Annotated in this window: 28 protein-coding genes and 1 riboswitch; of the genes, 25 read left to right on the top strand and 3 right to left on the bottom strand. The window is 54.6% G+C overall.

All coding sequences use genetic code 11. The features are described 5' to 3' along the window. The first annotated feature begins 8 nt into the window (after positions 1 to 8). The 3 genes from C772_RS02230 (at position 9) to C772_RS02220 (ending at position 2,768) form a co-directional block, all read left to right on the top strand. Positions 9 to 542 (top strand): RNA polymerase sigma factor SigX, encoded by a 534-nt coding sequence (locus tag C772_RS02230; RefSeq protein WP_008297035.1) that lies wholly within the window; start codon positions 9 to 11, stop codon positions 540 to 542. Beyond that, entirely contained in the window at positions 539 to 1,777 is a 1,239-nt protein-coding gene (locus tag C772_RS02225) for a hypothetical protein (protein WP_008297034.1), read from the top strand. Before C772_RS02230 ends, C772_RS02225 begins: the two co-directional genes overlap by 4 nt. A gap of 110 nt (positions 1,778 to 1,887) precedes the next feature. Continuing rightward, positions 1,888 to 2,019: riboswitch (FMN riboswitch) on the top strand. Positions 2,020 to 2,183: 164 nt separating this feature from the next. Beyond that, entirely contained in the window at positions 2,184 to 2,768 is a 585-nt protein-coding gene (locus C772_RS02220) for an ECF transporter S component (RefSeq protein ID WP_008297033.1), read from the top strand. Positions 2,769 to 3,077: 309 nt separating this feature from the next. On the opposite strand, the gene C772_RS02215 is transcribed toward C772_RS02220, so the two are convergent. Next, the gene (locus C772_RS02215) at positions 3,078 to 3,329 is read right to left on the bottom strand and encodes a ferredoxin (RefSeq protein ID WP_008297032.1); all 252 of its coding nucleotides are present in this window, start codon (positions 3,327 to 3,329) and stop codon (positions 3,078 to 3,080) included. Between the two features lie 100 nt (positions 3,330 to 3,429). On the opposite strand from C772_RS02215, the gene C772_RS02210 reads away from it, so the two are divergent. The 6 genes from C772_RS02210 to C772_RS02185 all read left to right on the top strand — a co-directional run bounded on the left by C772_RS02210 (position 3,430) and on the right by C772_RS02185 (position 9,466). Further along, positions 3,430 to 4,521, top strand: coding sequence for a helix-turn-helix domain-containing protein (locus tag C772_RS02210; protein WP_008297031.1), 1,092 nt, complete (start codon positions 3,430 to 3,432; stop codon positions 4,519 to 4,521). Beyond that, positions 4,463 to 5,923: a RecQ family ATP-dependent DNA helicase gene (locus tag C772_RS02205; protein ID WP_008297030.1), complete on the top strand. Its 1,461-nt coding sequence runs from the start codon at positions 4,463 to 4,465 to the stop codon at positions 5,921 to 5,923. The genes C772_RS02210 and C772_RS02205 overlap by 59 nt, the downstream gene beginning before the upstream one ends. Before the next feature lie 77 nt (positions 5,924 to 6,000). Further along, positions 6,001 to 6,792, top strand: coding sequence for a LysM peptidoglycan-binding domain-containing protein (locus C772_RS16005; RefSeq protein WP_008297029.1), 792 nt, complete (start codon positions 6,001 to 6,003; stop codon positions 6,790 to 6,792). A gap of 86 nt (positions 6,793 to 6,878) precedes the next feature. After that, positions 6,879 to 7,511 (top strand): CBS domain-containing protein, encoded by a 633-nt coding sequence (locus C772_RS02195; RefSeq protein ID WP_008297027.1) that lies wholly within the window; start codon positions 6,879 to 6,881, stop codon positions 7,509 to 7,511. Positions 7,512 to 7,705: 194 nt separating this feature from the next. Next, complete coding sequence (locus tag C772_RS02190; protein ID WP_008297025.1) at positions 7,706 to 8,482, top strand: metallophosphoesterase; 777 nt, start codon at positions 7,706 to 7,708, stop codon at positions 8,480 to 8,482. 15 nt (positions 8,483 to 8,497) lie between these two features. Beyond that, positions 8,498 to 9,466 carry a YpdA family putative bacillithiol disulfide reductase gene (locus C772_RS02185; protein ID WP_008297024.1) on the top strand — a complete coding sequence of 323 codons (969 nt, stop codon included), beginning with the start codon at positions 8,498 to 8,500 and terminating at the stop codon, positions 9,464 to 9,466. Between the two features lie 120 nt (positions 9,467 to 9,586). On the opposite strand, the gene C772_RS02180 is transcribed toward C772_RS02185, so the two are convergent. Beyond that, positions 9,587 to 10,561, bottom strand: a complete 975-nt coding sequence (locus C772_RS02180) for an asparaginase (protein WP_008297023.1) — start codon at positions 10,559 to 10,561, stop codon at positions 9,587 to 9,589. 75 nt (positions 10,562 to 10,636) lie between these two features. Here C772_RS02180 and prsW point away from each other — a divergent pair, with 75 nt between their 5' ends. The 6 genes from prsW to rpsA all read left to right on the top strand — a co-directional run bounded on the left by prsW (position 10,637) and on the right by rpsA (position 16,255). Continuing rightward, positions 10,637 to 11,317: a glutamic-type intramembrane protease PrsW gene (prsW, locus tag C772_RS02175; protein WP_008297022.1), complete on the top strand. Its 681-nt coding sequence runs from the start codon at positions 10,637 to 10,639 to the stop codon at positions 11,315 to 11,317. 264 nt (positions 11,318 to 11,581) lie between these two features. Next, positions 11,582 to 12,352 (top strand): spore cortex-lytic enzyme, encoded by a 771-nt coding sequence (sleB, locus tag C772_RS02170; protein WP_035001284.1) that lies wholly within the window; start codon positions 11,582 to 11,584, stop codon positions 12,350 to 12,352. Between the two features lie 9 nt (positions 12,353 to 12,361). Next, positions 12,362 to 13,651, top strand: a complete 1,290-nt coding sequence (locus C772_RS02165; protein WP_008297020.1) for a PepSY1/2 domain-containing protein — start codon at positions 12,362 to 12,364, stop codon at positions 13,649 to 13,651. Positions 13,652 to 13,738: 87 nt separating this feature from the next. Further along, positions 13,739 to 14,413, top strand: coding sequence for a (d)CMP kinase (gene cmk, locus C772_RS02160; RefSeq protein ID WP_008297019.1), 675 nt, complete (start codon positions 13,739 to 13,741; stop codon positions 14,411 to 14,413). Continuing rightward, positions 14,413 to 15,006: a lysophospholipid acyltransferase family protein gene (locus tag C772_RS02155; RefSeq protein ID WP_008297018.1), complete on the top strand. Its 594-nt coding sequence runs from the start codon at positions 14,413 to 14,415 to the stop codon at positions 15,004 to 15,006. Before cmk ends, C772_RS02155 begins: the two co-directional genes overlap by 1 nt. A 73-nt stretch (positions 15,007 to 15,079) precedes the next feature. Next, the gene (rpsA, locus tag C772_RS02150; protein WP_008297016.1) at positions 15,080 to 16,255 is read left to right on the top strand and encodes a 30S ribosomal protein S1; all 1,176 of its coding nucleotides are present in this window, start codon (positions 15,080 to 15,082) and stop codon (positions 16,253 to 16,255) included. 105 nt (positions 16,256 to 16,360) lie between these two features. On the opposite strand, the gene C772_RS16275 is transcribed toward rpsA, so the two are convergent. Then, positions 16,361 to 16,696 (bottom strand): L,D-transpeptidase, encoded by a 336-nt coding sequence (locus C772_RS16275; RefSeq protein WP_081607108.1) that lies wholly within the window; start codon positions 16,694 to 16,696, stop codon positions 16,361 to 16,363. A 231-nt stretch (positions 16,697 to 16,927) separates the two neighbouring features. Between C772_RS16275 and der the strand changes: the two genes are divergently transcribed. The 10 genes from der (at position 16,928) to C772_RS02100 (ending at position 25,498) form a co-directional block, all read left to right on the top strand. Continuing rightward, positions 16,928 to 18,238 (top strand): ribosome biogenesis GTPase Der, encoded by a 1,311-nt coding sequence (gene der / locus C772_RS02145; protein WP_008297015.1) that lies wholly within the window; start codon positions 16,928 to 16,930, stop codon positions 18,236 to 18,238. Between the two features lie 22 nt (positions 18,239 to 18,260). Beyond that, positions 18,261 to 19,283, top strand: a complete 1,023-nt coding sequence (locus tag C772_RS02140; RefSeq protein ID WP_008297013.1) for an NAD(P)H-dependent glycerol-3-phosphate dehydrogenase — start codon at positions 18,261 to 18,263, stop codon at positions 19,281 to 19,283. 30 nt (positions 19,284 to 19,313) lie between these two features. Continuing rightward, positions 19,314 to 19,514, top strand: a complete 201-nt coding sequence (locus C772_RS02135; RefSeq protein WP_008297011.1) for a DUF2768 domain-containing protein — start codon at positions 19,314 to 19,316, stop codon at positions 19,512 to 19,514. Positions 19,515 to 19,519: 5 nt separating this feature from the next. Further along, positions 19,520 to 20,224, top strand: a complete 705-nt coding sequence (locus C772_RS02130) for a hypothetical protein (RefSeq protein WP_008297010.1) — start codon at positions 19,520 to 19,522, stop codon at positions 20,222 to 20,224. Between the two features lie 78 nt (positions 20,225 to 20,302). Beyond that, positions 20,303 to 21,781: a stage IV sporulation protein A gene (spoIVA, locus tag C772_RS02125; RefSeq protein WP_008297008.1), complete on the top strand. Its 1,479-nt coding sequence runs from the start codon at positions 20,303 to 20,305 to the stop codon at positions 21,779 to 21,781. 781 nt (positions 21,782 to 22,562) lie between these two features. Further along, positions 22,563 to 22,835 carry an HU family DNA-binding protein gene (locus C772_RS02120; protein WP_008297005.1) on the top strand — a complete coding sequence of 91 codons (273 nt, stop codon included), beginning with the start codon at positions 22,563 to 22,565 and terminating at the stop codon, positions 22,833 to 22,835. Between the two features lie 231 nt (positions 22,836 to 23,066). Next, the gene (gene folE, locus C772_RS02115; RefSeq protein ID WP_008297003.1) at positions 23,067 to 23,636 is read left to right on the top strand and encodes a GTP cyclohydrolase I FolE; all 570 of its coding nucleotides are present in this window, start codon (positions 23,067 to 23,069) and stop codon (positions 23,634 to 23,636) included. Positions 23,637 to 23,705: 69 nt separating this feature from the next. Beyond that, on the top strand, positions 23,706 to 23,927 hold the full coding sequence (gene mtrB, locus C772_RS02110; RefSeq protein ID WP_008297001.1) for a trp RNA-binding attenuation protein MtrB: 222 nt from the start codon (positions 23,706 to 23,708) through the stop codon (positions 23,925 to 23,927). A gap of 72 nt (positions 23,928 to 23,999) precedes the next feature. Next, positions 24,000 to 24,791: a heptaprenyl diphosphate synthase component 1 gene (locus C772_RS16000; RefSeq protein ID WP_008296999.1), complete on the top strand. Its 792-nt coding sequence runs from the start codon at positions 24,000 to 24,002 to the stop codon at positions 24,789 to 24,791. 5 nt (positions 24,792 to 24,796) lie between these two features. After that, positions 24,797 to 25,498, top strand: coding sequence for a demethylmenaquinone methyltransferase (locus C772_RS02100; RefSeq protein ID WP_008296996.1), 702 nt, complete (start codon positions 24,797 to 24,799; stop codon positions 25,496 to 25,498). The last annotated feature ends 24 nt before the right edge of the window (positions 25,499 to 25,522 follow it).

Genomic DNA, 25,522 nt, shown 5'->3' with positions numbered 1-25,522 from the left:
GGCAGCTCATGGATGAATCCGTGTTTCACCGGATTTATGAGGAATACCACCAGGATGTCTACCGGTTCCTCATCTATCTGACAAAGGACCGGACGCTCTCCGAAGATCTGCTGCACGAAGTATATGTGCGTGTGCTGAAATCATTCGGCAGCTTTCAGGGAAAAAGCAGCGAGCGGACCTGGCTGTTTTCAATTGCGAGGAATGTGGCGTTTGATCATTTCCGACGGGCATCCGTCCGGAGAAAGCGGACAGACGAGTCGTATGACTGGGAGACGGAGCAGCCCGCCGACCGGGGCCCGACACCCGAGGAAGCGGCTGTTCACGGAGATGAAATGGTCCGGCTGTTCGGAGTGTTGGATGCCTGCACGGAAGACCAGCGGATGGTGCTGATCATGAGATTCCTCCAGGAACTGTCCATTGCAGAAACGGCAGAGGTGCTGGGCTGGACGGAAGCAAAAGTCAAGACGACCCAGCACCGGGCAGTAAAGAAAGCCAGAGAACTCTTGGAGAAATCGGACGGACAGGGAGGTGGCGGACGATGAGCAATGACAACTGGAGAGACGAGGAAGTCGGCCGCTGGCTGAAGTCCGTACCTAAACCCGAAGACATGAGGAGCCGTGAGGATATCCTGTCACGGCTGAAGGACGACCCCCGGCTCCGGGAAAAACAGCCGTCCCGGAACCGGAAATGGATTCCGGCCGGAGTTGCCGCCGCGGCCCTTCTGGCGGCGGGCATCCTGATTCCGTCAATGATGGACGGCGGCAGTGAAATGAGCATGAATGACTCTGCCACCGAACAAGCAGAGGATGCCGCACAGATGGCCACGGAATCCGGCAGCCGGATGGAAACAGGTTCAGTGGAGGACAGCCGTGCGCTGCCGGATAAGAGCAATGACGAAGGGAACGAACTCTTTAGTGCGGACACATCCATGGATGGGCAGGTCTCCGGTGCGGTTTATCCCGACAAATTGAACGGCATCGTTCCGTTCAGGATCGGCCTGGTCGCAGCGGCGAATGTCATTCCCGTGACGATCCTGATTCCGGAAGAGACGATCGGTGCTGACTTCGGCGGGAAAATGCCCGGACAGGTCGAACTTTATAACCGCTATGCGCCGCAGATCGATGAAGAAGCACTTGGTTTTGACGACTATCATCCGTATGACGCGAACGTCAGCGGCGCCGGCGGGGAAGTGACGCTGACCCTTTCCGGCGGCCATTCCTACGACATCGCAAGCGCCTCAATAGGCGCTTTCACGGAGTCGGTACAGGAGACATTCGGGAGCGAAGAGTCAGTCCGGCTGCTGGATGAGGGCGGCGCTCCTGCGGAATTTGACCAGATCGGCCCATTCCCGGAGATTCCGCTTGAAAGGGAAGGGGCCGTGTACTTCGCCTATGAGAAAAATGACGGGTCCACCGTCCTCGCACCGGACCGGCATCTCGGTCCGGCCGGCCCGGCCGAGGCAATCGGACTGATGAAGAACCGGACGAACGATCTATATGAACCGGTTGTTCCGGAGGATGCCGACTTTACGGTAGAACTGCCGGGCGATGGTGATGGCGATGTCATGACAGTCCGCTTTAAAGAACCATTTGACTTCAGCGGAATGGAAGCACAGGACGCCGCCCGGATGATCGACGGCATGGCTCTGACAGCCGCTGAATATGAGCTTCGGGTCCGCTTTGAGAATGCAGTCAACCCGCCTGACGGCTACCGGCTTGAAGAAGCGCTTCCGCTTCCTGCGGGACCAAACGGAATGAATCTGGTAACCGGCAACTGAATTTTTGTGATTTTCCGGTGATAGTTGCCGAAAAAACTTCGGACAAAACGGTTTACAAATCATCTGCTTTTTCGTATGATAGGGTTGTAATAAAAAATAACCACATATTGATTCATCTTCGGGGCTGGGTGAAATTCCCGACCGGCGGTGATGGGGCATAGGCCCCTAAGCCCGCGAGCCGCAAGGCAGGATTTGGTGAGATTCCAAAGCCGACAGTAAAGTCTGGATGGGAGAAGGTGAAGGCACGGCCGTTTCTGTCTGCGTTTTATGGACAGGTGACGCCTGTATTAAACTTGCCTTTCTCCCCTGGACGGATTTCCGTTCAGGGGTTTTGATTTGGGGCAGTTATTCGGGGGCCGTCGTCCTTCCTTCGTTGAAGAGGATCAACAGAAGGAGAGAATGTGTTATGAAGAAAAATCTGCGCCTGCGGTCGATGATCGCAATCGCCATGCTGAGCAGTATCTCGTTTGTGCTCATGCTGTTCAACTTCCCGCTGCCGCCGTTCCCTGCATTCCTGCAAGTCGACTTTAGTGAAGTGCCGGCCATCATCGCGGCAATCACAATGGGACCGGTTGCCGGTATCCTCGTTGAACTGCTTAAGAACGTCCTCGACTGGGTCTTCTCAGGAAGCCCGACCGGCGTTCCGGTCGGCCATATGGCCAACTTCGCGACGGGTGTCCTGTTCATCCTGCCTGTCTGGTGGGTGTACCACCGCCTGTCCACCGCCAAAGGAATGACCACCGGTCTGATCCTCGGGACGTTCTCGATGGCAATCGGCATGAGCCTGCTGAACTACGTGCTGTTCCTCCCGCTTTATGTGAAGTTCATGAACTTCCCGGTCATGTCGGGCGAAGAACTGTACCAGATGATCGTACTCGGAATCCTGCCATTCAATCTGTTGAAGGGCATTATCCTCGCAGCCATCATCCTGCTGCTGTTCCGCAGCATGCATCGCTGGATCGAAAAACAGCGTGCCGTCTTCCAGGGATAATTCCCCGGGGCGGCCAGCATCCACTATACCTATTCAGGGACCGATTCGGGTAAAACCGGACCGGTCCCTTTCTGTAACCGTGGTGATTCTTCACGGAATATTAAAGCCCGGCGCCAGTAATGCGCAGAAGTCCTCCAATGAATTGGGACAGTAAAGGGGCATGAGTGAAGATTTGGATAAGTTTACGTATGAATCCGAGAAGCTTGCGTCGAAAAGTGGGGGCTGCCACCGGAGTATTCCGGAAAAGAAAAACTGCAGACAAAGGAGCAATCTGCTCACTTTATCTGCAGTCCTGACGGGATGTTCGGGTCAGTCTTCGTACTTCAGCGGATCGCCGTCAAACGGGGCATCGGCGATTTTGATGGAGTCTGTCGGGCAGCCGTCGAGGGCGTCTTCCATGTCCTCGATGAGCAGTTCTGGAACTTCAACAGTGCCCGTGTTATCATCAAGGATAACAAACGACAGGCCCATATCATCGTAATCATATATATCAGGGGCGGCTGCGCCGCAGGCCCCGCATGCGATGCACGTATCCTGGTCAACGATCGTGTACTTCGGCATAGTGGGTCTCTCCTTTAATCAATGAATCTCGAGTTCCGCATTGGCAGAACCGGTTTTGCATCACTACTAATGATAACACTTTATCCCGCGGAGGCGTGCCATGAGCTTCGATGACATTTTATTGAACATCATCAGCCGTCTGGACGGCGAGCGCTACAAGCACGCCGCCTTCCACCTGATGAAGGGGAAGCGGTCGGGCCAGACGCTGCAGGATACGGAGTATTACAGGCTGCACCCATTTTTCGGGATGCTGCCTTCTTTGCATGCAAATGATTTTAACCGGTGCTATCAGCGTCTCATGGCATCGGGCCTGATCGCTGAAAAAGAGGATGGGACCGTTTTTCTTACAGCGGATGGAAGAAAGAGGGCCTCCTCGCTTGGGCCGGTCCGGCTGAACGGCTGGGTATACAGGGGCATGGAACAGGTGTTTTTTGCAAGGCTCGCCCTCACCATCCAGACGGTTTCCCATGTGTCTGCGGGGGACCGCATGTTCATGCCGGTATCCGCCGATCCGGCTGTCCAGAGAGACGTGAGGAATTTGTTCGGGACTGTCCTGAGAGGACGGAAACCCGTGGAAATAGCACTGGAGATCTGTGAAGGACTGGAATCCACCGGAATGGAGGATGACCGTCTTTCCCGTTTTGCCGCCCGACTGACGGGAAAGGGCATGTCCGGCATGACCTGGCATCAGCTTTCCGGACTGACCGGCATGTCCGAAATGGACCTGAAGGTGGAATGGGTGGAAAGCCTCCATATCTGGCTTGATGCGATTGCCGATAACCCGACTCCGATCCTTTCTGCACTATCACGGGGAGTGCGGGCGGAAAGTCCGCTGACAGATTCCGCGAAAAAAACGGACGAGCTGTACCGCGCCGGGATGGGAATGCCCGAAATCGCGCAGCGCAGAAACCTGAAAATGAGTACAATTGAAGACCATTTTGTTGAGATTGCAATCAACGATCCGACATTTCCGTTGCGGAAATTTGCAGCGCCGGAGGACATCGAGGCCGTCAGAAACGAAGCGGACCGCCTGGCCACCCGCAAACTGAGCGTTCTGAAAAAATCGTTTCCGGGACTCAGCTATTTTCAGCTGCGCCTGATCCTCGCCCGGCTCGGAAAGGAGGACGGTCAAGATGGATATGACGATCCCGGAAAACCTGGACAGCCTGCTAAAACAGGTCACGGGCTTTGATGAATTCCGTGAAGGCCAGGAAGAGGTGATCCGCTCGGTGATTTGCGGCCATGACACAATCGCCGTTTTGCCGACCGGTGCCGGCAAGTCATTGTGCTACCAGCTTCCCGTCCACGCTCTGGGAGGGACGGTACTGATCGTGTCCCCTCTCCTGTCGCTGATGGAGGACCAGGTCGCCCAGCTGAAGATGAAGGGCGAAAAGCGGGTGGCGGCATTGAACTCGTTCCTGGCTCCAAAGGAGAGGTCTGATGTGCTGGCCAATCTTGGGAGGTACCGATATCTCTTTATCTCCCCGGAGATGCTGATCCAGCCTTATATCTCCGGTCGGATCAAACAGCTTAAGCTTGCCTATATCGTGGCGGACGAAGCGCATTGCATCTCCCAATGGGGCTTTGACTTCCGGCCGGACTATCTCAGGCTGAGGGAATGGCTCGAGGCATTGGAGAACAGGCCCCCTGTCCTGGCATTGACGGCGACTGCCTCGGAAAAGGCCATCCGGGATATCGCGGACTACCTTCTGATGAAGCAGCCGCAGCTGTTTATTCACCCGCCGGACCGGCCCAATATTGCAATGGAATTGATCGGTCTTGACGGCAGGGAGGAAAAAACGGAATGGATTCTTGAAAACCTCTCACGTTGGAAGGGGCCGGGAATCATCTATGTCCAGTCGAGGAAGCGGGCAGAAGAACTTGCGGACCTCCTGAGAAGCCGGCAGATCAGTGCGGCCGCCTTTCATGCCGGAATGGAGACTGAAGACCGAATCCTTGTCCAGCAGCAGTACCTGAATGGGGAGCTGGAATGGATCTGCGCGACGAATGCATTCGGCATGGGCATCAACAAGCCCGATATCCGGTGGATCATCCATGATCATCTGCCTCCTTCGGCGGCACAGTATATCCAGGAAATCGGCAGGGCAGGAAGGGATGGCGGGCAGTCTTTGTCCACCCTCCTATATTCGGAAAGCGATGCCGATACAGCGGCGTTTATTGCAATGGACGATCTGCCTGAACCGGAAACCGTCCGCTTTATCGGCAGGTGTGCAGCGGAAGGCATGGACATCGCGGAAGCGGGAGAGCGGGCGGGTCTTTCAGAAACCGCGATTCGTGTCGTCTCCTATTGGCTGGGCAGACTCGGAACAGAAAAGGCCGCAAGCCAGATGGAAAGCCTTGCGGCAGGAAAGCGGAATGAAATTATCGCGATGGTCCGGTTTGCGGAAGGACGGGGCTGCATCCGTTCCAGGGCCATGGGCCTGTTCGGCTACTCGCCGGCAGTACGTCCGGCCCATTGCTGTTCGGAATGTGGTCTTGAACCTCCCCAAATATTAATCGCCAGGACATCCGCCGAAAACACCCCCGGTCTTCTTGACTGGAGGAAACGGATTAGCGGTTTGTTCGGAGTTTAAAGCAGTGAATAACGTTTACTTTTCCGACATCTTTCGTCATAATATGTGTACGTACCTTTTATTGGAGGGTGACGGCGATGACGAATGATGACTTCAGGCAGAAGTTCGAGCAGCACCGCAAGGAAATCGCGGTGACAGACGATACGGACGCCTCGGACAAGCCGATGACAAGAGCTGAACTGTTCGGCCGTAAGGAACCGTCAGCCAAGAAAAAGCAGAAGGCCGGCAAGGCAGTCGGAAAAAAGAACAGGCCCAAGGGAAGCACGCTGATCAACACGTTGCTGATTCTGTTTATGTTGATTCCGATTTCGCTATTTATCTATGTTTATAAATTTTACGATCCGATGGAAAGCAGCAATGCGGCCGAACTCGAGCAGAACCTCGAGATCGAGACTTCAATCGCCGGAGAAGATGCCGAGCCGCCGGCAGAAGGCGCTCCCGCTTCTGATGCAGATGAGCAGGAAGAGGAAAAACAGGCGGAAAAGCAGCGGCAAGAGGAGCAAAAACGCCTGGAAGAGCAGCGGAAGCTGGAAGAGCAGAAAAAACTTGAGGAGCAGAAAAAACTCGAGGAACAAAAGCGACTCGAAGAGCAGAAGCGGCTCGAGGAGCAAAAGCGCAAAGAAGAACAGGCCCGGATTGCCGAGCAGAAAAAACTCGAGGAACAGCAGCGCCTTGAAAAGCAGCGGCAGGAGCAGGAAAAAGAAAAGCAACAGGCCAAGCGCGGTACCCACACCGTGCAGCCGGGAGAGACAATTTACCGCATTTCGGTGAATTATTACGGCTCAGGTGACGGCGTCGAAAAGATCAAGCGCGCAAACGGACTTTCCTCCAATGAAATTTCCGTCGGACAAACACTAATCATCCCTTAAACAGCCGGAATAATTAAAGGAATGACCGGTCCGCCTGCCGAATAAAAATATCCAGGACACAGATATCAAAAAGATGGGGTGGGACGATGTTTGTACGAAGCGTCATGATTCCAAAAGAGAAATGTGTGACCATCCAGATCAACGAGTCACTCGAAAACGTTCTTGAGCTGCTACGCCGAAAGGACATTGATGCACTGCCGGTACTGGATGGCGATGAGTATAAGGGCATCATCAACCAGTACCTGACGTATGAGGCTTACTTCCACTCCGGCAAGGACCGGCAATCCTATCTTTCGGAAACATCTCTTAACGACATCATCATCCGGAAGGACATCACGCTCACCCTCGATGATGTATTCGAGAAATCATTCGTTGAAATCAGCGATTTTCCGATTATCGCTGTCACCGATGGACCCAGGTTCCTTGGGATCGTCACGCGCCCGGACATCGTCAACCAGGTGAAAAGCGCATTCGGAATGAGCCGGAAGGGTGTGCGGATCACGTTCACTTCGGTGGAGACGGAAGGTCAGATCGCCCGTCTCGGAGAACTGCTCCACAAATACCACGAGTCCGTCATTTCCCTGATCACCTTTGATGAGACCGACAAGCTGATCAGGCGGATTGTCCTCAAAGTCGAGCAAAACGACAACCTGGGACAATTCCTGAAGCAGCTTGAGAAAATCGGTTTCCGCGTGCTGCACATCCATGAGGAAGACTGAAAAACGAATTTCATAGCGACGGCAGCGGCCTCCGGTGAGCGACCCGAGCTGCTGCCGTTTGCTTTTTTGTCGGGAAATCTTTTCGTGATCCCACTTTCTGTGAAGCGCAATCCGCTTTGGCGCATACTTTAGGCCAAGGCGGGCGTCTTATGAAGAAAGGGTCCAAAAGCCCCCGAAAAACGGGAGTTGATGCAATGGAATTAAAATCTGCTGCCGCCGTTCTGGCGGCAGCGGCGGGCACTGCGCTCGCCGCGATGTATGCCAGCGCCAAGCTGGCGATGCTCAGGAAGCATGAGGCTGTCATCCATACGGATCAGGATGCGGAAGGTCCTGACATCTTTTTTATATCGGATATCCACCGCCGCCGTATATCCAAGAAACTCATAGCGAAGGCTGGCGGTCCGTTTGATGCCGTGATCATCGGCGGGGACCTTGCGGAAGGCGGCGTCCCGGAATCGCGCATCCGCAGGAACATCAGCCGGCTTTCCGCGCTGGGTCCGATATACTATGTATGGGGAAACAATGACCGTGAAGTCGGTGAGGCCCTGATCCGTTCTGCCATCTCTGATGCAGGCGGAACCGTTCTTGACAATGAATCAGACGAACTGATGTCAGGTCCCGTCCGCTGGATGCTTGTCGGTACGGATGATACATCTTCTTTCAATGTCAATGTCAATCAGGCGTTCCGGAATGTCAGGGAGGGGGATGCGGTCATCTTCGTCTCCCACTCGCCGCGTGTGTTCGATATGCTCGGGTCTAGGGACCCGGAAGTCCGGATTGCCGGTCATACCCACGGGGGCCAGATTAGGCTGGGGCGGTTCGGGATGCTTGAAAAGGGCAGCTTCCGGTCGGATAATGGGAAGGTGGAACTCGTGAGCAACGGCTACGGGACTTCTCTCGTTCCGCTCAGGCTAGGAGCCCCGGCAGAAAGCCATGTAATCAGGCTGCGGGCAAAAAAAGAAGCACAGTAATGGAGCGTTGTAAAAATGATTCAGGAAGAAGCAATCATTATTGGGGGAGGGCCATGCGGAATCGCTGCGGCCATCGCATTGCAGGATGAAGGCATCCGTCCGCTCATCATCGAAAAAGGCAACATCGTCAATGCCATCTATCATTATCCGACCCACCAGACATTTTTCAGTTCAAGTGAAAAGCTGTCTGTCGGCGATATCCCCTTCATCACCGAACGGCTGAAGCCGAAACGAAACGAAGCGTTGGTCTATTACCGGGAAGTCGTGCGGAGAAAGCAGCTCCGGGTCAATCGGTTCGAACGGGTCGAACACGTGGAAAAATCGGAAGGCGGATTTAACATCAAAACCGATAAGGGCTATTATCGGACACCTGTCGCGGTCGTAGCAACGGGGTATTATGACAATCCGAACTATCTGGGTATCCCCGGGGAGAACCTGCCGAAGGTTTTCCATTATTTCAAGGAAGCGCATCCGTTTTTCGATACGGATGTACTTGTGATCGGCGGCAAAAACTCGGCTGTGGATGCCGCCATCGAGCTGAACAAAGCCGGTGCCCGTGTTACGGTCTCCTATCGCGGGACGGAGTACTCTCCGAGCGTCAAGCCGTGGGTGCTGCCGGAATTTGATGCACTTGTCCGGAACGGGTCGGTCGATATGCGGTTCGGCACGGCGCCTGTACGGATTACCGGAGACTCCGTCGAGCTTGAGGATAAAGAGGGCCGGATCATTCCGGTTCCCAATGATTTTGTGTTTGCCATGACCGGCTATCACCCGGACCATACCTTCCTGCGGAGCATGGGAATCGGGATCGACGGGGAAACCGGCCGGCCGCATTTTGATCCGGAGACGATGGAAACGTCAGTGCCCGGCCTCTTCATAGCCGGTGTCATTGCGGCGGGGAATAACGCAAATGAGATCTTTATAGAAAACGGACGGTTCCATGGAGGTCTCATCGCAAAGAAAGCGATAGAATATGTGAGGTAAGAAAAGCCGGAGCTGAAATCGGGAATTTCCCGCCATCAGCTCCGGCTTTTGTTTATTCCGTTCACATAATAGTTTTATGTAAACTAAGTCCTTTTTCTGTCTTGAGTGATGGAGCGGTCCTCAATGCCCCTTGAACGATTCTGCAATCTGCTCGGGGCCGATGCCGGACGACAGGGCGAGGAGCAGCTGGATCCTGGCTTTCTGCCCGCTGAGCCCGTGGGCGAAAATCACCCCTTTTTCGTGAAGCATCCTACCGCCCCCCTCGTAGCCGTACACCGGCTGGGCGATTCCATTGAAGCATCTCGAAACAAGCACGACAGGGATTTCATCATCCAGCAGTCGTTGAATTCCCGGCATGAGTGAAGGCGGAACATTTCCCTGTCCGAGCCCTTCGAGAACAATTCCTTCATAGCCTGCGTCTGCCGCATGGAAAAGGAATTCGGAATCCATTCCCGCATACACTTTCAGGAGTGCCACCCGACCGCCGAGCTCGTCCACATGAAAGCGGGTGCGGAGGAGTGGGGCATGATGATAATGGATATGGCCGTTTGTCACAAGGCCGATCGGTCCGTACTGGGGACTCTGGAATGTAGATACGTTTGAGGTATGGGTCTTGGTCACGTTCTGGGCCGTATGGATTTCATCATTCAGAACGACAAGGACACCTTTGCCGCGTGAACCTTCATCCGAGGCGACCCGGATGGCAGACAGAACATTGTGGACGCCGTCTGAACCGATCTCATCGGCGCTTCTCATCGCGCCGGTGAGGACGACGGGGATTTCCAGGTCCAGAGTCAGGTCCAGGAAGTAGGCGGTCTCTTCAAGCGTGTCCGTGCCGTGGGTGATGACGATCCCGTCTGCTGTCTGTTCGCTGAGCAATCGCATAATCAGTTTCTTCAGCTCCAGCATATGGGCAGGGGTGATGTGAGGGGAAGGCAGATTAAAGGCCTCGGTCTCGATGATCTCGTCAGCAAGTCCGAGCTTGTTGATTTCGCCGAGGAGCGGGTTGCTCAGTCCCGGTGTAACGGCTCCCCGTTCGTCGGTGGTCATTGATATCGTGCCCCCCGTATGGACCAGCAGTAGGGTTTTTGTCATTTTGGTACCTCCCGGTAGATTCTGACATGTTAAAATAGGATGATGGATGTAGTTCGCAAGGAGGGGGAGACGCCCTTGTTTATGCTGCTGACGGTGGCGATCGCCCCGGGCCTCGCGCTTTTCAGTTACTTTTACCTGCGCAAGCAGATCCATAAAGAGCCATCACGGAGCCTGCTTCAGACCTATATATATGGAATGATGCTGACATTTCCAATCCTCTTCATTCAATATGTGTTTAAGGAGGAAGGGGTTTTCGACTCGCTCTTTGTCAGTAATGTCCTGTTCACAAGCGGGCTGGAGGAGTTTTTCAAGTGGCTCGTCCTTCTTGTTGTCGTATACGGTCATGTGGATTTTGAGGATCCCTATGACGGCATATTGTTCGGTGCATCAGTATCGCTCGGTTTTGCAACTGTCGAGAACATCCTTTTCCTTCTGACTTTCGGAATGGATGAGGCACTGATCCGTGCGCTGCTGCCCGTCTCCAGCCATGCGCTGTTCGGCGTAGTCATGGGCTATTATCTGGGCCGCGCCAGGTTCGTAGAAGAGTCCGGCACGAAGCCGATGCTGTTCCTGGCATTCTTTACCGCATTCGGTCTCCACTTCGTCTATAATGCTCTTGTCATGACAGGCGGCATGAGAATGTACCTGCTGATCCCGTTTATGCTCTTCTTATGGTGGTTTGCCCTCAAGCGTGTAAAACAGGCGCACAGTCTGAGTGTGGACCAATATATACGAAAACAGCGTACAGTGCGATGACCCGGCCGGAGCCGGGTTTTTTTGTGCCTTTTCCGGCAACAATAAAACATTGATCCTTAAGAGTGAACGAATAGCCATTCCCGGCAAGCAAACTTTTTTCATTTGTCTTTCCCTGTTTATAATCCCCCTATTTTTGCACACGCTATGCAAAAGACCCTCCCGGAATCTCCGGGGCGGGCGATGGAAATCACAGGAGGGATTCATGTGCAAACGAAATCGGCGCGCCGAAAGCGCAGGCCCGTCCTGGCGGTGCTGGTTCTGGTCATGGCCTTATCCGTCCCGGCCGGCATGGACGCGTTCTCCGCGCAGAACATCGGGCGCGGGGCATTCGGCGATGATGTCATCGAACTGCAGGCTCGCCTTCAATGGACGGGATTCTATGACGGGAAAATCGACGGGAAGTTCGGTTATGGGACATACTGGGCGCTCCGGAATTTCCAGCAGTCGTACGGCCTCCCGATCGACGGTGTGGCCGGGGCGGCGACGAAAGAAAAGCTTGTATCTGTTTCAAAATATCACAAAGACTTTGTCATGGGCAATATTGCTGCGGGAAAGGCATTCACCCATTATGGCGGCACGCCGCTTGACGCCCAGGTTAAAGGCGGAGGTGGAGGCGGCGGAGCCGGTGGTGGCGGTGGAAACGGCGGAGGCGGACAAACAGCCAATATCCCTCCCGGCTACAGTGATCAGGACATCCAGCTGATGGCCAATGCGGTGTACGGAGAAGCACGCGGTGAGCCCTATGAAGGGCAGGTAGCGGTTGCAGCGGTCATTCTGAACCGGCTGGAGCATGCCGACTTCCCGAACACTGTGAGCGGAGTCATTTTCCAGCCTCTCGCCTTCACGGCAGTTGCGGACGGACAGATCTGGCTCACTCCGAACGAGCGGGCCAAAGAAGCGGTCATCGATGCCATCAATGGCTGGGACCCTACGGAAAACGCCATCTACTACTTTAACCCGGTCACGGCAACAAGCGAATGGATCTGGTCGAGACCACAGATCAAAAAAATCGGGCAGCATATATTCTGCATGTGAGGGATCCCCATGAAAAAACTGATATTTGTACTTGCCTATACTGTTGCCGCCCTGGCCATCTTTTCCTGGTCAGCCTCCGCCAAAAACGACAGGCTGACCCTGCTTCTGAACGGCCAGTATACAAACAAACTGACCGAGGCCACCGAACAGATGAATGAACTGGAACAGGAAGTGAGGAAGGTCCTGCTTTACGAGGATCACACTTCGGCAGCGGAGCCGCTCGACAACATCTGGAGACTGTCCTCGGAGATCCGGAATAATCTTTCCTCACTGCCGCTTGACCGGGAGTTTTCCTCGGAGTGGATGAATTACCTCACGAGGCTCGGGGATTATGCAGACCTGGCCAAAACCGGCGCGATCCCGCAGGACAAGTGGGAAAAGGCGCTCGGCAACGCGGCCGCGAACCTTGATGAGTTTTCCGACGAATGGTCCTCCGTGACGCAGGGGATGTTTGCGGGAGGCACCGGGCCGGACACGTGGTTTGCCCAGCTTGAAAGCGAGAAGCCCGACAAACGCTGGGCAGATCTCGGCCAGGCAGTCAAAACCTATTCGGAAAGCGATTTTCCGCTGACGGCAAGTGAGCATGACGAGGAAAAGAAAAAAGAACTCAAGATTCTGGAGGACGAACCGATCAGCAGGGACGCGGCGCTCAGCCGGTTTAAGGAAATCTTCCCGGACTATGACGGCGCCACCGTCCATGTAAGCCAGAGTGAGCCGGATGCACCTTACCCGTTCTATCACATCCGCTTCCAGGACGGGGCGAGGATCGGCTATGCCGACTTTACGGAACGCGGCGGCCATCTGCTGTCCCTTCTGGTCGAGCGGCCGGTAGGCGAGGATACCCTGCCTGAGGCGGACATCCGGAAGCGCGCGGAAGAATTTCTCCAACATGCGGGATATACGGATCTTGTCTACGAAGAATCCCGTGAAAACAGCCATTTCTGGCACCTGAGTTTTGTCCGTGTCGATCCTGATACCGGCGGGAAGGTGTTTGCCGACGGTGTCCAGGTCAAGCTCGCGAAGGATGACGGTGAAGTGCTTGGTGTCAACGCGATGGAATATATCCAGGAAGAAAAGCTCGAGGCCCAGCCGATCAACCCGTTCGATCCGGAAGAATTCTTCACGGACGGGACTGAGGTCCAATCGGAAGAGCTCGGATATACCGCCAACCGTGAGCTTGTCCAGCGCCTCTGCCATCTGCTTGTCGTCACCAAGAAGACAGGCGGAAGGACGGACACCTACAGGCTGATGGTTGATACAGAAACCGGGGAAGTGCTGAAGAGCGAAATCCTGAACTGAACCGGTGAAAAGTCCCCGCCATTGGGGGCTTTTCGTTTTTTGGTATGGTACAATGGGGTCGAATTGACTTGAGGAGAGTTGAACGAGATGACGAACGGAATCCGCATTGCGATTGACGGACCCGCCGCAGCGGGAAAAAGTACGATTGCGAAGTTAGTAGCCGAGAAATTAGGTTATACATATATCGATACGGGCGCCATGTACCGGGCGCTGACGTATAAAGCAATCGGGGCGGGCATAGATTTGGACAAGGCCGCCGATGTGGAAGCTCTTCTGCCGGGGACGGAAATTGTCCTGAAAGCCGGAGACAAGGGGCAGACCGTCTGGCTGGATGGCCGGGATGTAACGGATGAAATCCGGACGGATGCCGTGACAAACGGTGTTTCCGCCGTTTCTGCCCATCCCGGCGTGCGTGCCTACATGGTGGATGCCCAGCGCAGGATGGCGGAAGAGGGCGCTGTCGTCATGGACGGGCGTGACATCGGGACGGCCGTACTGCCTGATGCCGAACTGAAGATTTTCATGACAGCAAGTGTGGAGGAGCGCGCAAGCCGGCGCCATGCGGAAAACCTGAGCCGCGGATTTGATTCCTCTTTGGAGCAGCTGGCACAGGAAATTGCTCTCCGCGACAAGAAAGACAGCGAACGCGAATTTTCTCCGCTCACCCAGGCAAAAGACGCAGTGCTGCTTGACACGACGTCGATGACGATCAGGGAAGCGGCAGAAGCGATTATGGAGCTTGTCAGGGAGAAGGTGGACTGATGGACTTCTATCATTTCGCAAAGTCGGTCGTCTACGGCGTGCTCAAGCCGCTGTACCGGCTGGACGTGAAGGGGACCGAACATTTCCCGAAGGAAGGGGGCGTCCTCGTCTGTTCCAACCATATTGCAGATCTGGATCCCCCGGTTGTCGGGATCACCGCCCCGAGGCCGATCAATTTCATGGCGAAGGCCGAACTTTTTGAAGCCCCGATCCTGAAAAACCTGCTGCCGAACCTGCACGTCTTCCCGGTCAAGCGCGGGCTCAGTGACCGGAATGCCATCCGTACGGCAATCAGCCTGCTGAAAGACGGACAGGTTGTCGGGATGTTCCCGGAAGGAACCCGGAGAAAAGACGGAACCCTCGGCAAGGGCATGTCCGGAGCCGGCTTTTTCGCATTGAAGGGCGGCGACACAGTCGTCGTCCCATGTGCCATCATCGGCCCATACCGCCCGCTGAGGAAAGTGAAGGTCCGGTATGGCAGGCCCCTTGATATCACACCGTTCCGGGAGCGGAAAGCAGGGGCGGAAGAAGTGACAGAAGCGATCATGCAAGAAATACGCCTGCTGATAGAAAAAGAAAAATCGGCTAAATAAGCTTAATATTTTGTTTTTACAGGCGTTTTCTAATAAAATGGGGTAAGGAACCTTTATGGAGGAGGACTTAGGCATGAGTGAAGAGATGAATAACATGGAGCAACACATGGAAGAACAAGAAATCCGCGACTTCAAAACAGGAGATCGCATTACGGGGAAAGTCGAAAAGATCGAAGATAAATCGGTGACGGTTACCATCCCCGGAGCACCGTTTGACGGTGTCATCCCGATCAGCGAACTGTCGAGCCTCCATATAGAAAAGGCATCCGATGCAGTCCAGGTTGGCGACACACTGGAACTCATCATCCTCAAAGTAGAAAACGATAATGAGAACTTTGTTCTGTCGAAGCGCAAAGTCGATGCAGAAGCTGCTTGGGATAGCCTGAAGGAGAAGTTTGACAGCAACGAGACCATCACTGCCGAAGTGAAGGACGTTGTCAAAGGCGGTCTCGTTGTGGATCTCGGTGTACGCGGCTTTGTCCCGGCATCCCTTGTTGAAGACCACTATGTCGAGTCGTTCGACGACTACAAAGGACGTGAAATGACGTTCAAGATCGTGGAGATGGACAAGGAGAAAAACCGCCTGATCCTCTCCCACCGCGCCGTGATCGAGGAAGAGAAGGATGCCCAGAAGGGTGAAGTCCTGAACAACATCCAGGAAGGCGATGTTATCGAAGGGACAGTCCAGCGCATCGCTTCGTTCGGCGCATTCGTCGACATCGGCGGCGTGGACGGGCTTGTCCACATCTCCCAGGTTGCGCACGGCCACGTTGAGCAGGTGAGCGATGTCCTGTCCGAAGGCGATAAAGTGAATGTCAAAGTCCTCTCCGTTGACCGCGACAACGAGCGGATCTCGCTTTCCATCAAGGAAACCCTTCCCGGACCATGGGAAGACATCGAAGAAAAGGCGCCAAAGGGCTCTGTTCTTGACGGCGTCGTCAAGCGAATCGTTTCCTACGGCGCATTTGTAGAAGTGTTCCCGGGCGTGGAAGGACTCGTCCACATTTCCCAGATGGCCCGCCACCACATCGGCACGCCTCATGAAGTGATCGAGGAAGGCCAGACCGTCCAGGTGAAAGTGCTCGACGTCAACAAGCAGGACAAGCGCCTCTCCCTCAGCATCAAGGAGACACTGCCGCGCGAAGACCGCCGCGAAGCACAGCCTGACGAATACGAGATGCCTGAAGAGTCCAAAGGCTTCTCGATCAGCGATGTAATCGGCGACAAGCTGAAAGGCTTCCAGGACTGAGCCAGGACAATTCTATGAACAAACCAAAAGGTGATGGCGACTATTGCGCCATCACCTTTTTTGTTTGCGGATCTTCCCTTCCAGCTGCAGGCCGGATACTGAGAGTCATGGATGAATGGTAACCCTGGTGCCAACAGGTACTTGTGAGGACCATTCCATTACGTCATGGTTATGGATCCGAATGCAGCCGTGTGAGACATGCTTGCCGATAGAAGCCGGATTATTCGTGCCATGTATCCCATAATGAGGTTTTGATAACCCCATCCATAGCGCCCCAAACGGGCCTCCCGGATTGAGTTGCTTATTAATAATCGTGTAGGTTCCGGTCGGTGTGGGCGTCAGTATTCTTCCGACCCCGATAGGGTAAACCTTTATCAGCCTGTTTCCATCAAAGAGCCTTAATTGATGTTTAGAGACAGCCACGTCAATCCGTTTAACGATGAAGTTCACTCCTTCTCCGCATTGTATGATGGCGGATGGGATGAAATCATCTTATGTGTCGGAGGCACCGGTTCATCAAATTCCCCATGTGATCCGCAACCTGCGCGGGAATGGATGAGAATGTTCAGAAAAGCTGTAATATCAAGGTTCTGTGACAGCAGATGTTATCATCTGTTTACTGAAACGTTTTGTTGTATAATGACACAAGAAGAAACCGGAAGGGTGGAACAGATGACCAAACCGATTGTAGCGATCGTGGGGCGGCCGAACGTCGGCAAGTCAACGATCTTTAACCGCATCGTCGGCGAACGGATCTCGATTGTCGAAGACGTCCCGGGCGTGACGCGAGACCGGATATACAGCCCGGCAGAATGGCTGAACCATGAATTTAACCTGATTGATACAGGGGGCATCGACATCGGGGACGAGCCGTTCCTGGAGCAGATCCGGCAACAGGCAGAAATCGCGATGGACGAAGCTGATGTCATCATCTTCCTGGTGAACGGCCGTGAAGGCGTGACCGCAGCGGACGAGCAGGTAGCGAAAATCCTCTATCGCACGAAAAAGCCGGTCGTACTCGGCGTCAACAAGATTGACAATCCGGATATGCAGAGCATGATCTATGACTTTTATTCGCTCGGTTTCGGCGAGCCGTTCCCAATCTCCGGTTCCCACGGCCTGGGTCTGGGCGACCTGCTGGATGAAGTCGTCCGCAGCTTCCCTGAAAATGAGGAGGAAAAAATTGAGGATGACGTTATCCGTTTCTCCCTGATCGGCCGTCCGAACGTCGGCAAATCCTCCCTGACGAACGTTTTCCTCGGCGAAGAACGGGTCATCGTCAGCGATATCGCAGGAACAACGCGGGACGCGATCGACTCCGATTTCGTACACGACGGACAGAAGTACAAAGTCATCGATACCGCGGGCATGCGCAAAAAGGGGAAAGTATACGAATCGACCGAGAAGTACAGCGTTCTCCGCGCACTCCGTGCCATCGAGCGATCTGATGTCGTCCTCGTCGTCCTGAACGGCGAAGAGGGCATCCGGGAGCAGGACAAGCGGATTGCCGGCTACGCGCATGATGCAGGCCGTGGTGTCATTATCGTTGTGAACAAGTGGGATGCGGTCGAGAAGGACGAGAAGACGATGAACCGGATGACCGAAGAAATCCGGAAAAACTTCCAATTCCTTGACTATGCACCGATCGTCTTTGTATCCGCGAAGACGAAACAGCGTGTGCTGGCCATCCTCGAAACCGTGAACATGGTGAGTGAAAACCATACGCTGCGCATCCAGTCCAGCATCCTGAATGAAGTCATCGAAGATGCCGTGACAAGGAATCCTGCACCGTCCGATAAGGGTCGCAAGCTCCGGATCTACTACATGACCCAGGTCCAGGTTAAGCCGCCGACCTTCGTTGTCTTCGTCAACGATCCGGAAATCATGCACTTCTCCTATGAGCGGTTCCTTCAGAACAAGCTCCGTGAGGCCTTCGGTTTCGAGGGAACGCCGATCCGCCTCATCACAAGAAAACGCAGCTGATGACGGAAAGGATTTGAACATCATGACCAAAGTCGCCGTGCTGGGATCCGGCAGCTGGGGCACCGCCCTCGCCGCCGTCCTCGCATCCAACGGACACGACTGCACGCTCTGGTCCCGCCGGGCGGAGCAGGCTTCAGAAATAACAGAAAGTCATACGAACGAGCAGTATCTGCCGGGAGCCGTGCTCCCGGAATTGCTAAAGGCGGAACACGACCTCGCGAAAGCTGTAAGCGGAGCATCGGTTATAGTCATGGCCGTCCCGACCAAGGGAATCCGTGAAGTTTGCCGTGCGCTGAACGGCGTGCTGGACAGGCCGGTCCTGTTTGCCCATGTCTCAAAGGGGATCGAGCCCGATACGCACAAGCGCATCAGCGAGGTGATGGAAGAGGAACTGGACCAGGCGGTCTGCGAAGGCATTGCCGTTCTGTCCGGTCCGAGCCATGCCGAAGAGGTGATCCGGAACCAGCCGACAACTGTGACGGCCGCGGCAAAAGATATGGAACATGCCAGAAGAGTCCAGGACCTGTTCATGAACCAGGACTTCCGTGTTTATACAAATGATGACGTGGTCGGTGTGGAGATCGGCGGAGCGCTGAAGAACGTCATCGCACTCGCGGCAGGGGTCACGGATGGCCTTGGCTTTGGCGACAATGCAAAGGCAGCCCTCATTACCAGGGGCCTGGCAGAAATCACCCGCCTCGGTGTCGCGATGGGGGCGAATCCGCTCACTTTCTCCGGACTCTCCGGCCTCGGTGATCTGATCGTCACATGCACGAGTGTCCATTCCCGGAACTGGCGGGCAGGCAATATGCTTGGCCAGGGCAAGACTCTGGAAGAAGTGCTCGACAGCATGGGCATGGTCGTTGAAGGTGTCCGGACCACAAAAGCCGCCCATCAGCTTTCCGTGGAATGCGGGGTGCCGATGCCGATTACGGAAGCGCTCTATGCGGTCCTGTTCGAAGGGGAGAAGCCGCGCGATATGGTGGATCTCCTCATGGGCCGCATGAAAAAACATGAAACAGAAGATCTGGCCGGCTGGTCCTGAACCTGACCGGTCCTGAAAGGTGGACCCGTTTTGTCATCCCTGGATAAAATGTGGCTGTCGTTCTATGCAATGGGGGCAATGTTCGTCTGTATGATCCTCATCAGCATCAGCCGCAATAAGCTTAATAATAAACTGTTGAAATTCGTGTTCAGCCTGACTGCCTGGCTGCTGCTCCTCTTTGCATTTTTCTCGATGGTCTATATTGTCTTCAGCGGGCCGACGGGAGGATGACCGGCATGAGAAAACTTTGGGTCATCCTTCTGTCCGCTGCTGTACTCCTATTGTCTGGGTGCATGTATCCGGACAATGAACGTGCCGAAAGCACGATTCCCTATGAGGAGCAGCTGAGGTCCGTCCAATCCGCGGTCGAACAGTACCGGGAAAACAGCGGCGGCCTGCTGCCGATCAAGACACGCGACCAGGAAGTGGACGCGTTCATCAAGTATCCGATCGATTTCTCGAAAATCGTTCCGGCCCATCTCGAGAAGATTCCGTCGAATGCTTATGAGACCGGCGGAATCTATCAGTACGTCATCATGGACGCAGAAGAAAACCCGACGGTGAAGCTCGTCGACCTGAACGGTCCCGAGCGGATCAGGGAACTGAACCTCCGTAAAAGTGTCAACGGCCATGTGCCGATCGAAGAGATGCTGACGAAAGATGTCTTCCTGCCGAACTTCTCCGCAATGGGCCTGAGTGAACCACCAAAAGTGAAAAGTCCATACAGCGACAGGGAATTGCCGATTGTCCTGTCTGCGGACGGTAATTTCTACATCGATTACACGGCGGATCTGCATGATGCAGTGAGCGCCGGAGCCGATGTTGCACCTGGCGAGGATATCCGGCATATCCTGTACGATGAGAACCCGGTTCTCCCTGCCTACAGCCTGCCGTATACAGTGGATGATGAAGGCAATGTCATCTTCATGACAGAGAAATAATCCGGGCGCTTCATGCTTTTGCATGAAGCGCTTTTTGCGTGCATACAATGAATTGCGCAGAAAAGGAGGGCGAAAGGTTTGAGCGAAGCATTGTATGAAGAATTGGCAAAACGCACAGACGGTGATATTTATATCGGCGTTGTCGGCCCGGTACGGGTCGGAAAGTCGACGTTCGTAAAACGGGTCATGGAAGAAGTCGTCATTCCGAACATGGTCGAGGAAGCGGACAGGACCCGGGCGCAGGATGAACTGCCGCAAAGCTCGCCGGGACCGGTCATCATGACGGCAGAGCCGAAGTTCGTCCCGGCACGGGGGACAGGCATCTCGGTCGGTGACGGAGACCTGACGTTCCAGATCCGCCTTGCGGACTGTGTCGGGTATGTGATTGATGGGGTTAAGGGGCATATGGATGATGACGGCCCCAAATACGTCCACACGCCTTGGCATAATGAGCCCGTGCCATTTGAGGAAGCCGCGCGCATCGGCACCGACAAGGTCATCCGTGATCACTCGACAATCGGGATTGTCATGACAACGGACGGCACGGTGAACAACATTCCGAGGGCTGCAGCACTCAAGGCGGAAGAAGAGATCGTCGGTAAGCTGAAAGAAATCGGAAAGCCATTTGTCATCGTCCTGAACAGCCGGATGCCGGCCCACTCGGAGACGGTTGCGCTCCGCGATGAGCTGACAGATAAGTACGAGGTTCCGGTCATCGCCATCAGCGCGGACCAGCTAAATGCCAATGAGATCCAGCTGATCCTGCAGGAAGCGCTGTTCGAGTTCCCGATTTCTGAGATCGAACTGCAGAAGCCCGAATGGATGGATGTCCTGGCAGACGACCATTATCTGAACACATCCATCAGGAGCAGGCTCGATGATGGGCTGTCCGCGGTTTCCAAGATCCGTGACGTCCAGCGGCTCGCCGCTTCCATCCAGGAGGAGGACTTTGTCCGCCGTGCGGAAGTGGTCGGTGTTGATGCCGGCCAGGGCAAGGCGAACATCCTCGTCGAAACAGAAGACGGCGTCTTCCATGAAGTGTGTGATGAGATGATGGGCGAACCGATCCGGACCAAGAAAGACTGGCTGCTGTTTATCCGCGACGCGGTCAAGTCGAAGGAAGCGTTCGGGCAATACGAGGAAGCGATCGAATCCGCCAAGAAAACGGGATACGGGGTCACCCTCCCGGTCATCCACGACTTTGAACCGACGCCTCCGGAACTCATCAAGCAAAACAACTTCTTCGGTGTCCGGATGAAGGCGAAAGCCCCATCGCTCCATATCATGAGAATTGACATGGAAGCAGAGTTCTCGCCGCTCATCGGCTCGGAGTTCCACAGCCTCCAGCTGCTGAAAGACCTGAAGGAAGCTTACCTGAACGACCGGGAAGCCCTATGGTCCACCCAGTTGTTCGGCACGCCGCTGCATGAGGTGATGAAAGAAAGCATCCGCTTCAAGACAACCGCGGTCCCGGAACGCGCAAGAAACCGGATCCGCGAAACCATGGAGCAGATGGTCAACGACGGAAACAAAGGCATGGTCACGTTCATCCTATGAACTCATCCCGGCACCCGTGGAGGTGCCTTTTTTGGTTTGCGGAAATAAATACAAATAGTAAGACGGGATATCCTTCGAATTTCCGCCCCTACGATTCCTTTTGGGCGATCTGCAGGTTGGTAATATGAGACCATCCTAAGACATTGTGCGATATACTTCTCGCAACGTACATTAGGTGTGTTAATCACTCTCTGCTACACTTTGCTACAACCCATATATAGCTTTGTTGAATATGGCAAGAGTCTGAATACGAACCTGTACATTTAGAACTCATGCCGTCTTAAATCTACGTGTGTAACACTGAGGAGACAAGAATATGTAATTCATCATCCTTTTATTTATACTGTTCAATTTATGAGTCAGATTCCTTCAGCCTAACATGCTCAAAATCAGATTGAAGCGGAGGGCCGAAGACTCCTGCGGGAATAGCGTCAGCTGAAGACCCCGCCGGATGTTGCGCAACGCTTCGCGATGCGCACAGACGCCAGTCTTCGTACTGGCGCCGGCTGAGGCAACTCCTGCGGAAAGCGAAGGCCCGCAGCGGAAAATCCGGAGGAATTTATGAATAGCTGTTTTTAATCGGTATCCAGCCTGTATTTCCGCTATTTTATGAACGAAAAATGACAATCCGGCAGTTTAGCATCCACCATTCGGGGGAAGCATGAGAAACAGGGCCGCAAAAGGCCCGGAAAGCCCGTGAAACCTGTTGCGGTGCGGGTTTGGTTGTGATACAGTTTGAACATGCTTAAGCAAACTTTCTCTTTGAGAGGAGGTGAATGGTATGAACAAGACAGATTTGGTGAACTCCGTAGCGGAAGCGACAGGCCTCTCCCGCAAAGACGCGGTTAATGCAGTTGAATCCGTATTCAGCACAATTTCCGATGCGCTTGCAAAGGGTGAGAAGGTCCAGCTGATCGGTTTCGGCAACTTTGAAGTACGCGAGCGCGCAGCCCGCAAAGGCCGCAACCCGCAATCGGGTGAGGAAATCGAAATCGCTGCGAGCAAGGTTCCTGCGTTCAAACCAGGAAAGGCTCTCAAAGATGCGGTGAAATGATATCCTGACTACATAGGACGGTCCCACACTTCCGGTTCCGGAAGAGGGACCGTCCTTTTATGCGCTCCAAAATATGCCCAAAAGAGGGAATGAAGTCACATGTTTCCGGATGAACCGGTGAATTGTACCCGGACCCCGGTTGTGCTAACATTTAGGAGTACTGCGGAAAAGAAGCCGAATGGGCTTCCTCGCCCTTTGCGGCGGGTGTTTTCCGTATATGGAGGGACGATTATGGGAAAAGTGGACCATGGCAAGATTGAGGAAGCGGTCCGGCTGATTCTTGAGGCGGTCGGGGAAGACCCGGATCGTGAAGGTCTGCTGGATACGCCGAAACGGGTTGCCAAAATGTATGAAGAAGTGTTCGGGGGCATCGGCCAAGATCCCCGTGAATATTTTAAGACCGTATTCCATGAAGACCACGATGAGCTGGTCCTTGTAAAAGATATTCATTTCCAATCGATGTGCGAGCACCATCTGCTTCCGTTCTATGGCAAGGCACATGTGGCTTATATCCCGCGCAACGGGGAAGTGGCGGGCCTGAGCAAGCTGGCACGCGCGGTCGAAGCCGTTTCACGCAGGCCGCAGCTTCAGGAGCGCATCACTGCGGAAGTGGCAGATGCGCTGACCGAGATGCTCGACCCGCTCGGCGTCTATATCGTTGTCGAAGCCGAGCATATGTGCATGACGATGCGCGGAATCCGGAAGCCGGGTTCGAAGACGGTCACCGCGGCTGCACGCGGGATTTTCGACCAGGATGACAGCAAGCGGGCGGAAGTCATTTCTCTCATCAAGATGTCCTGACGTCCGGCATTTTGCGGGCTTCTTCCCTACTGTGATATGATAGGAAAGATTATAGATAGGAGACTGAACATGTCACAAAACGATTATGTCGTCATCAAAGCCCAGGAAGACGGTGTCCAGGTCATCGGCCTTACCCGTGGGGCGGACACTAAATTCGGTCATTCGGAGAAACTGGACAGCGGCGAAATTCTGGTCGCTCAGTTCACCGAGCATGTTTCTGCCATTAAAGTGCGGGGCGATGCAGAAGTGCATACTGCACATGGCGTGGTGAAGGGCGAATCACGGAAATGACGGGCAGCCGTCCGGCTGTCCGGATGGCGGCCGGCAAACCGTCTGATCCGTGCGGAAATGGAGCGGCGGAAGATGAATCCAACAAGTCTACATACAGAAGTTGAACAATTAAACGACGAAATCAGCCGCAAGCTTGCGAACCGGACACTTCTGAAGCATACCGGGCGGCCGGACATCCCGGTACCGGTCCTGGCTTCCCTTCTGTTGCCGAAGCTGTTCGGCGAACGTTGGGAGGAAAGGGACCGGCTTTCGGCTGTTGCGGCAGGAGCGCTTTATGCTGCGTTCACCGCACACGATTCGATCGGCGGGGAGGCGTCGGAAAGCCGGCAGGGACAGCTGACCGTCCTGGCCGGCGACTACTACAGCGGTGTTCACTACCGCATCCTTGCGGAGATGGAGGATATCGGGCTGGTCCGGCGGCTCTCTTCATCTGTCACCAAGATGAGCGAAAGGAAAATCCGGCTCTATGAACACCGTGAAGGAGATTCGCCGGAAGACCTTTTGTCGTATATCGAAACAATTGAAGCCGGGACGGTTTCCGCTTTCCTCCTGGAACGGGGATATGGGTCCTATGAGGCGGCAGCGCGCCATGGGCTGACCGCCTGCCGGCTCCAGGCAGAATCCGGAACCCTCCATGAAGGGGGGCGCACGCCGTTTCTTGATGCCTTTCTGCGTTCAGGGGGGATCGACGGCAAGCCGGCGGCCGCGGCCCGAATCCTGGACCGCAGCCGCCTGTTTCACGCCGGCCGGCTGATTGAAGAAACCGCAACGTTTGGAAACCGTACAGGAGATTTGGTTTCGGCAATTGCAGAAATCTACGAGATCACCGAACCGGCTTCCATACAGACGGGAAAAAAGGATTGAGCAGTTTGGAGACACCAAAAGAGCGACGGGTCCATGACGTGTTTGAAAAGATTTCGGATAACTACGATACGATGAACTCGGTCATCAGTTTCCAGATGCACAAGGCCTGGCGAAAAGAAATGATGAAAAAGATGGATGTCACCAAAGGGGCATCCGCGCTTGACGTGTGCTGCGGAACAGGGGACTGGACCATTGCACTCGCCGATGCAACAGGGCCGTCGGGCAAGGTGACTGGTCTCGATTTTTCGGCCAACATGCTGAGTGTGGCAAAAGAAAAGACCGAAGGCCGTACAAATATCCGGTTTGTCGAAGGAAATGCGATGGACCTTCCGTTCCCGGACAATAGTTTCGACTATGTCACGGTCGGCTTTGGCCTCCGGAACGTTCCCGATCTCCGGAAAACACTTTTCGAGATGCACCGGGTCCTGAAGCCGGGCGGGATGATTGCCTGCCTGGAAACCTCCCAGCCGACGTTGCCCGGTTACCGCCAGGCTTTCAAGCTCTACTTTAACCATATCATGCCGCTATTCGGCCGGTTGTTTGCGAAAAGCTACAAAGAGTACCAGTGGCTGCAGGAATCCGCGGACTCATTCCCGGACGCCCGCACGCTTGCCGGGTTCTTTGCGGATACCGGATTTGAAGGCATCCGCTACAAACCGTTCAGCGGCGGAGCGGCTGCGGGGCATATCGGATACAAACGGAGATAACGAGAACTAAAAGCGGGGAAGGTT

This window comes from Bhargavaea cecembensis DSE10 (assembly GCF_000348905.1).
Classification (GTDB): Bacteria; Bacillota; Bacilli; order Bacillales_A; family Planococcaceae; genus Bhargavaea; species Bhargavaea cecembensis.
Note: the sequence above shows the minus strand (reverse complement) of the source record. Positions and strands in the feature narration are given on the sequence as shown.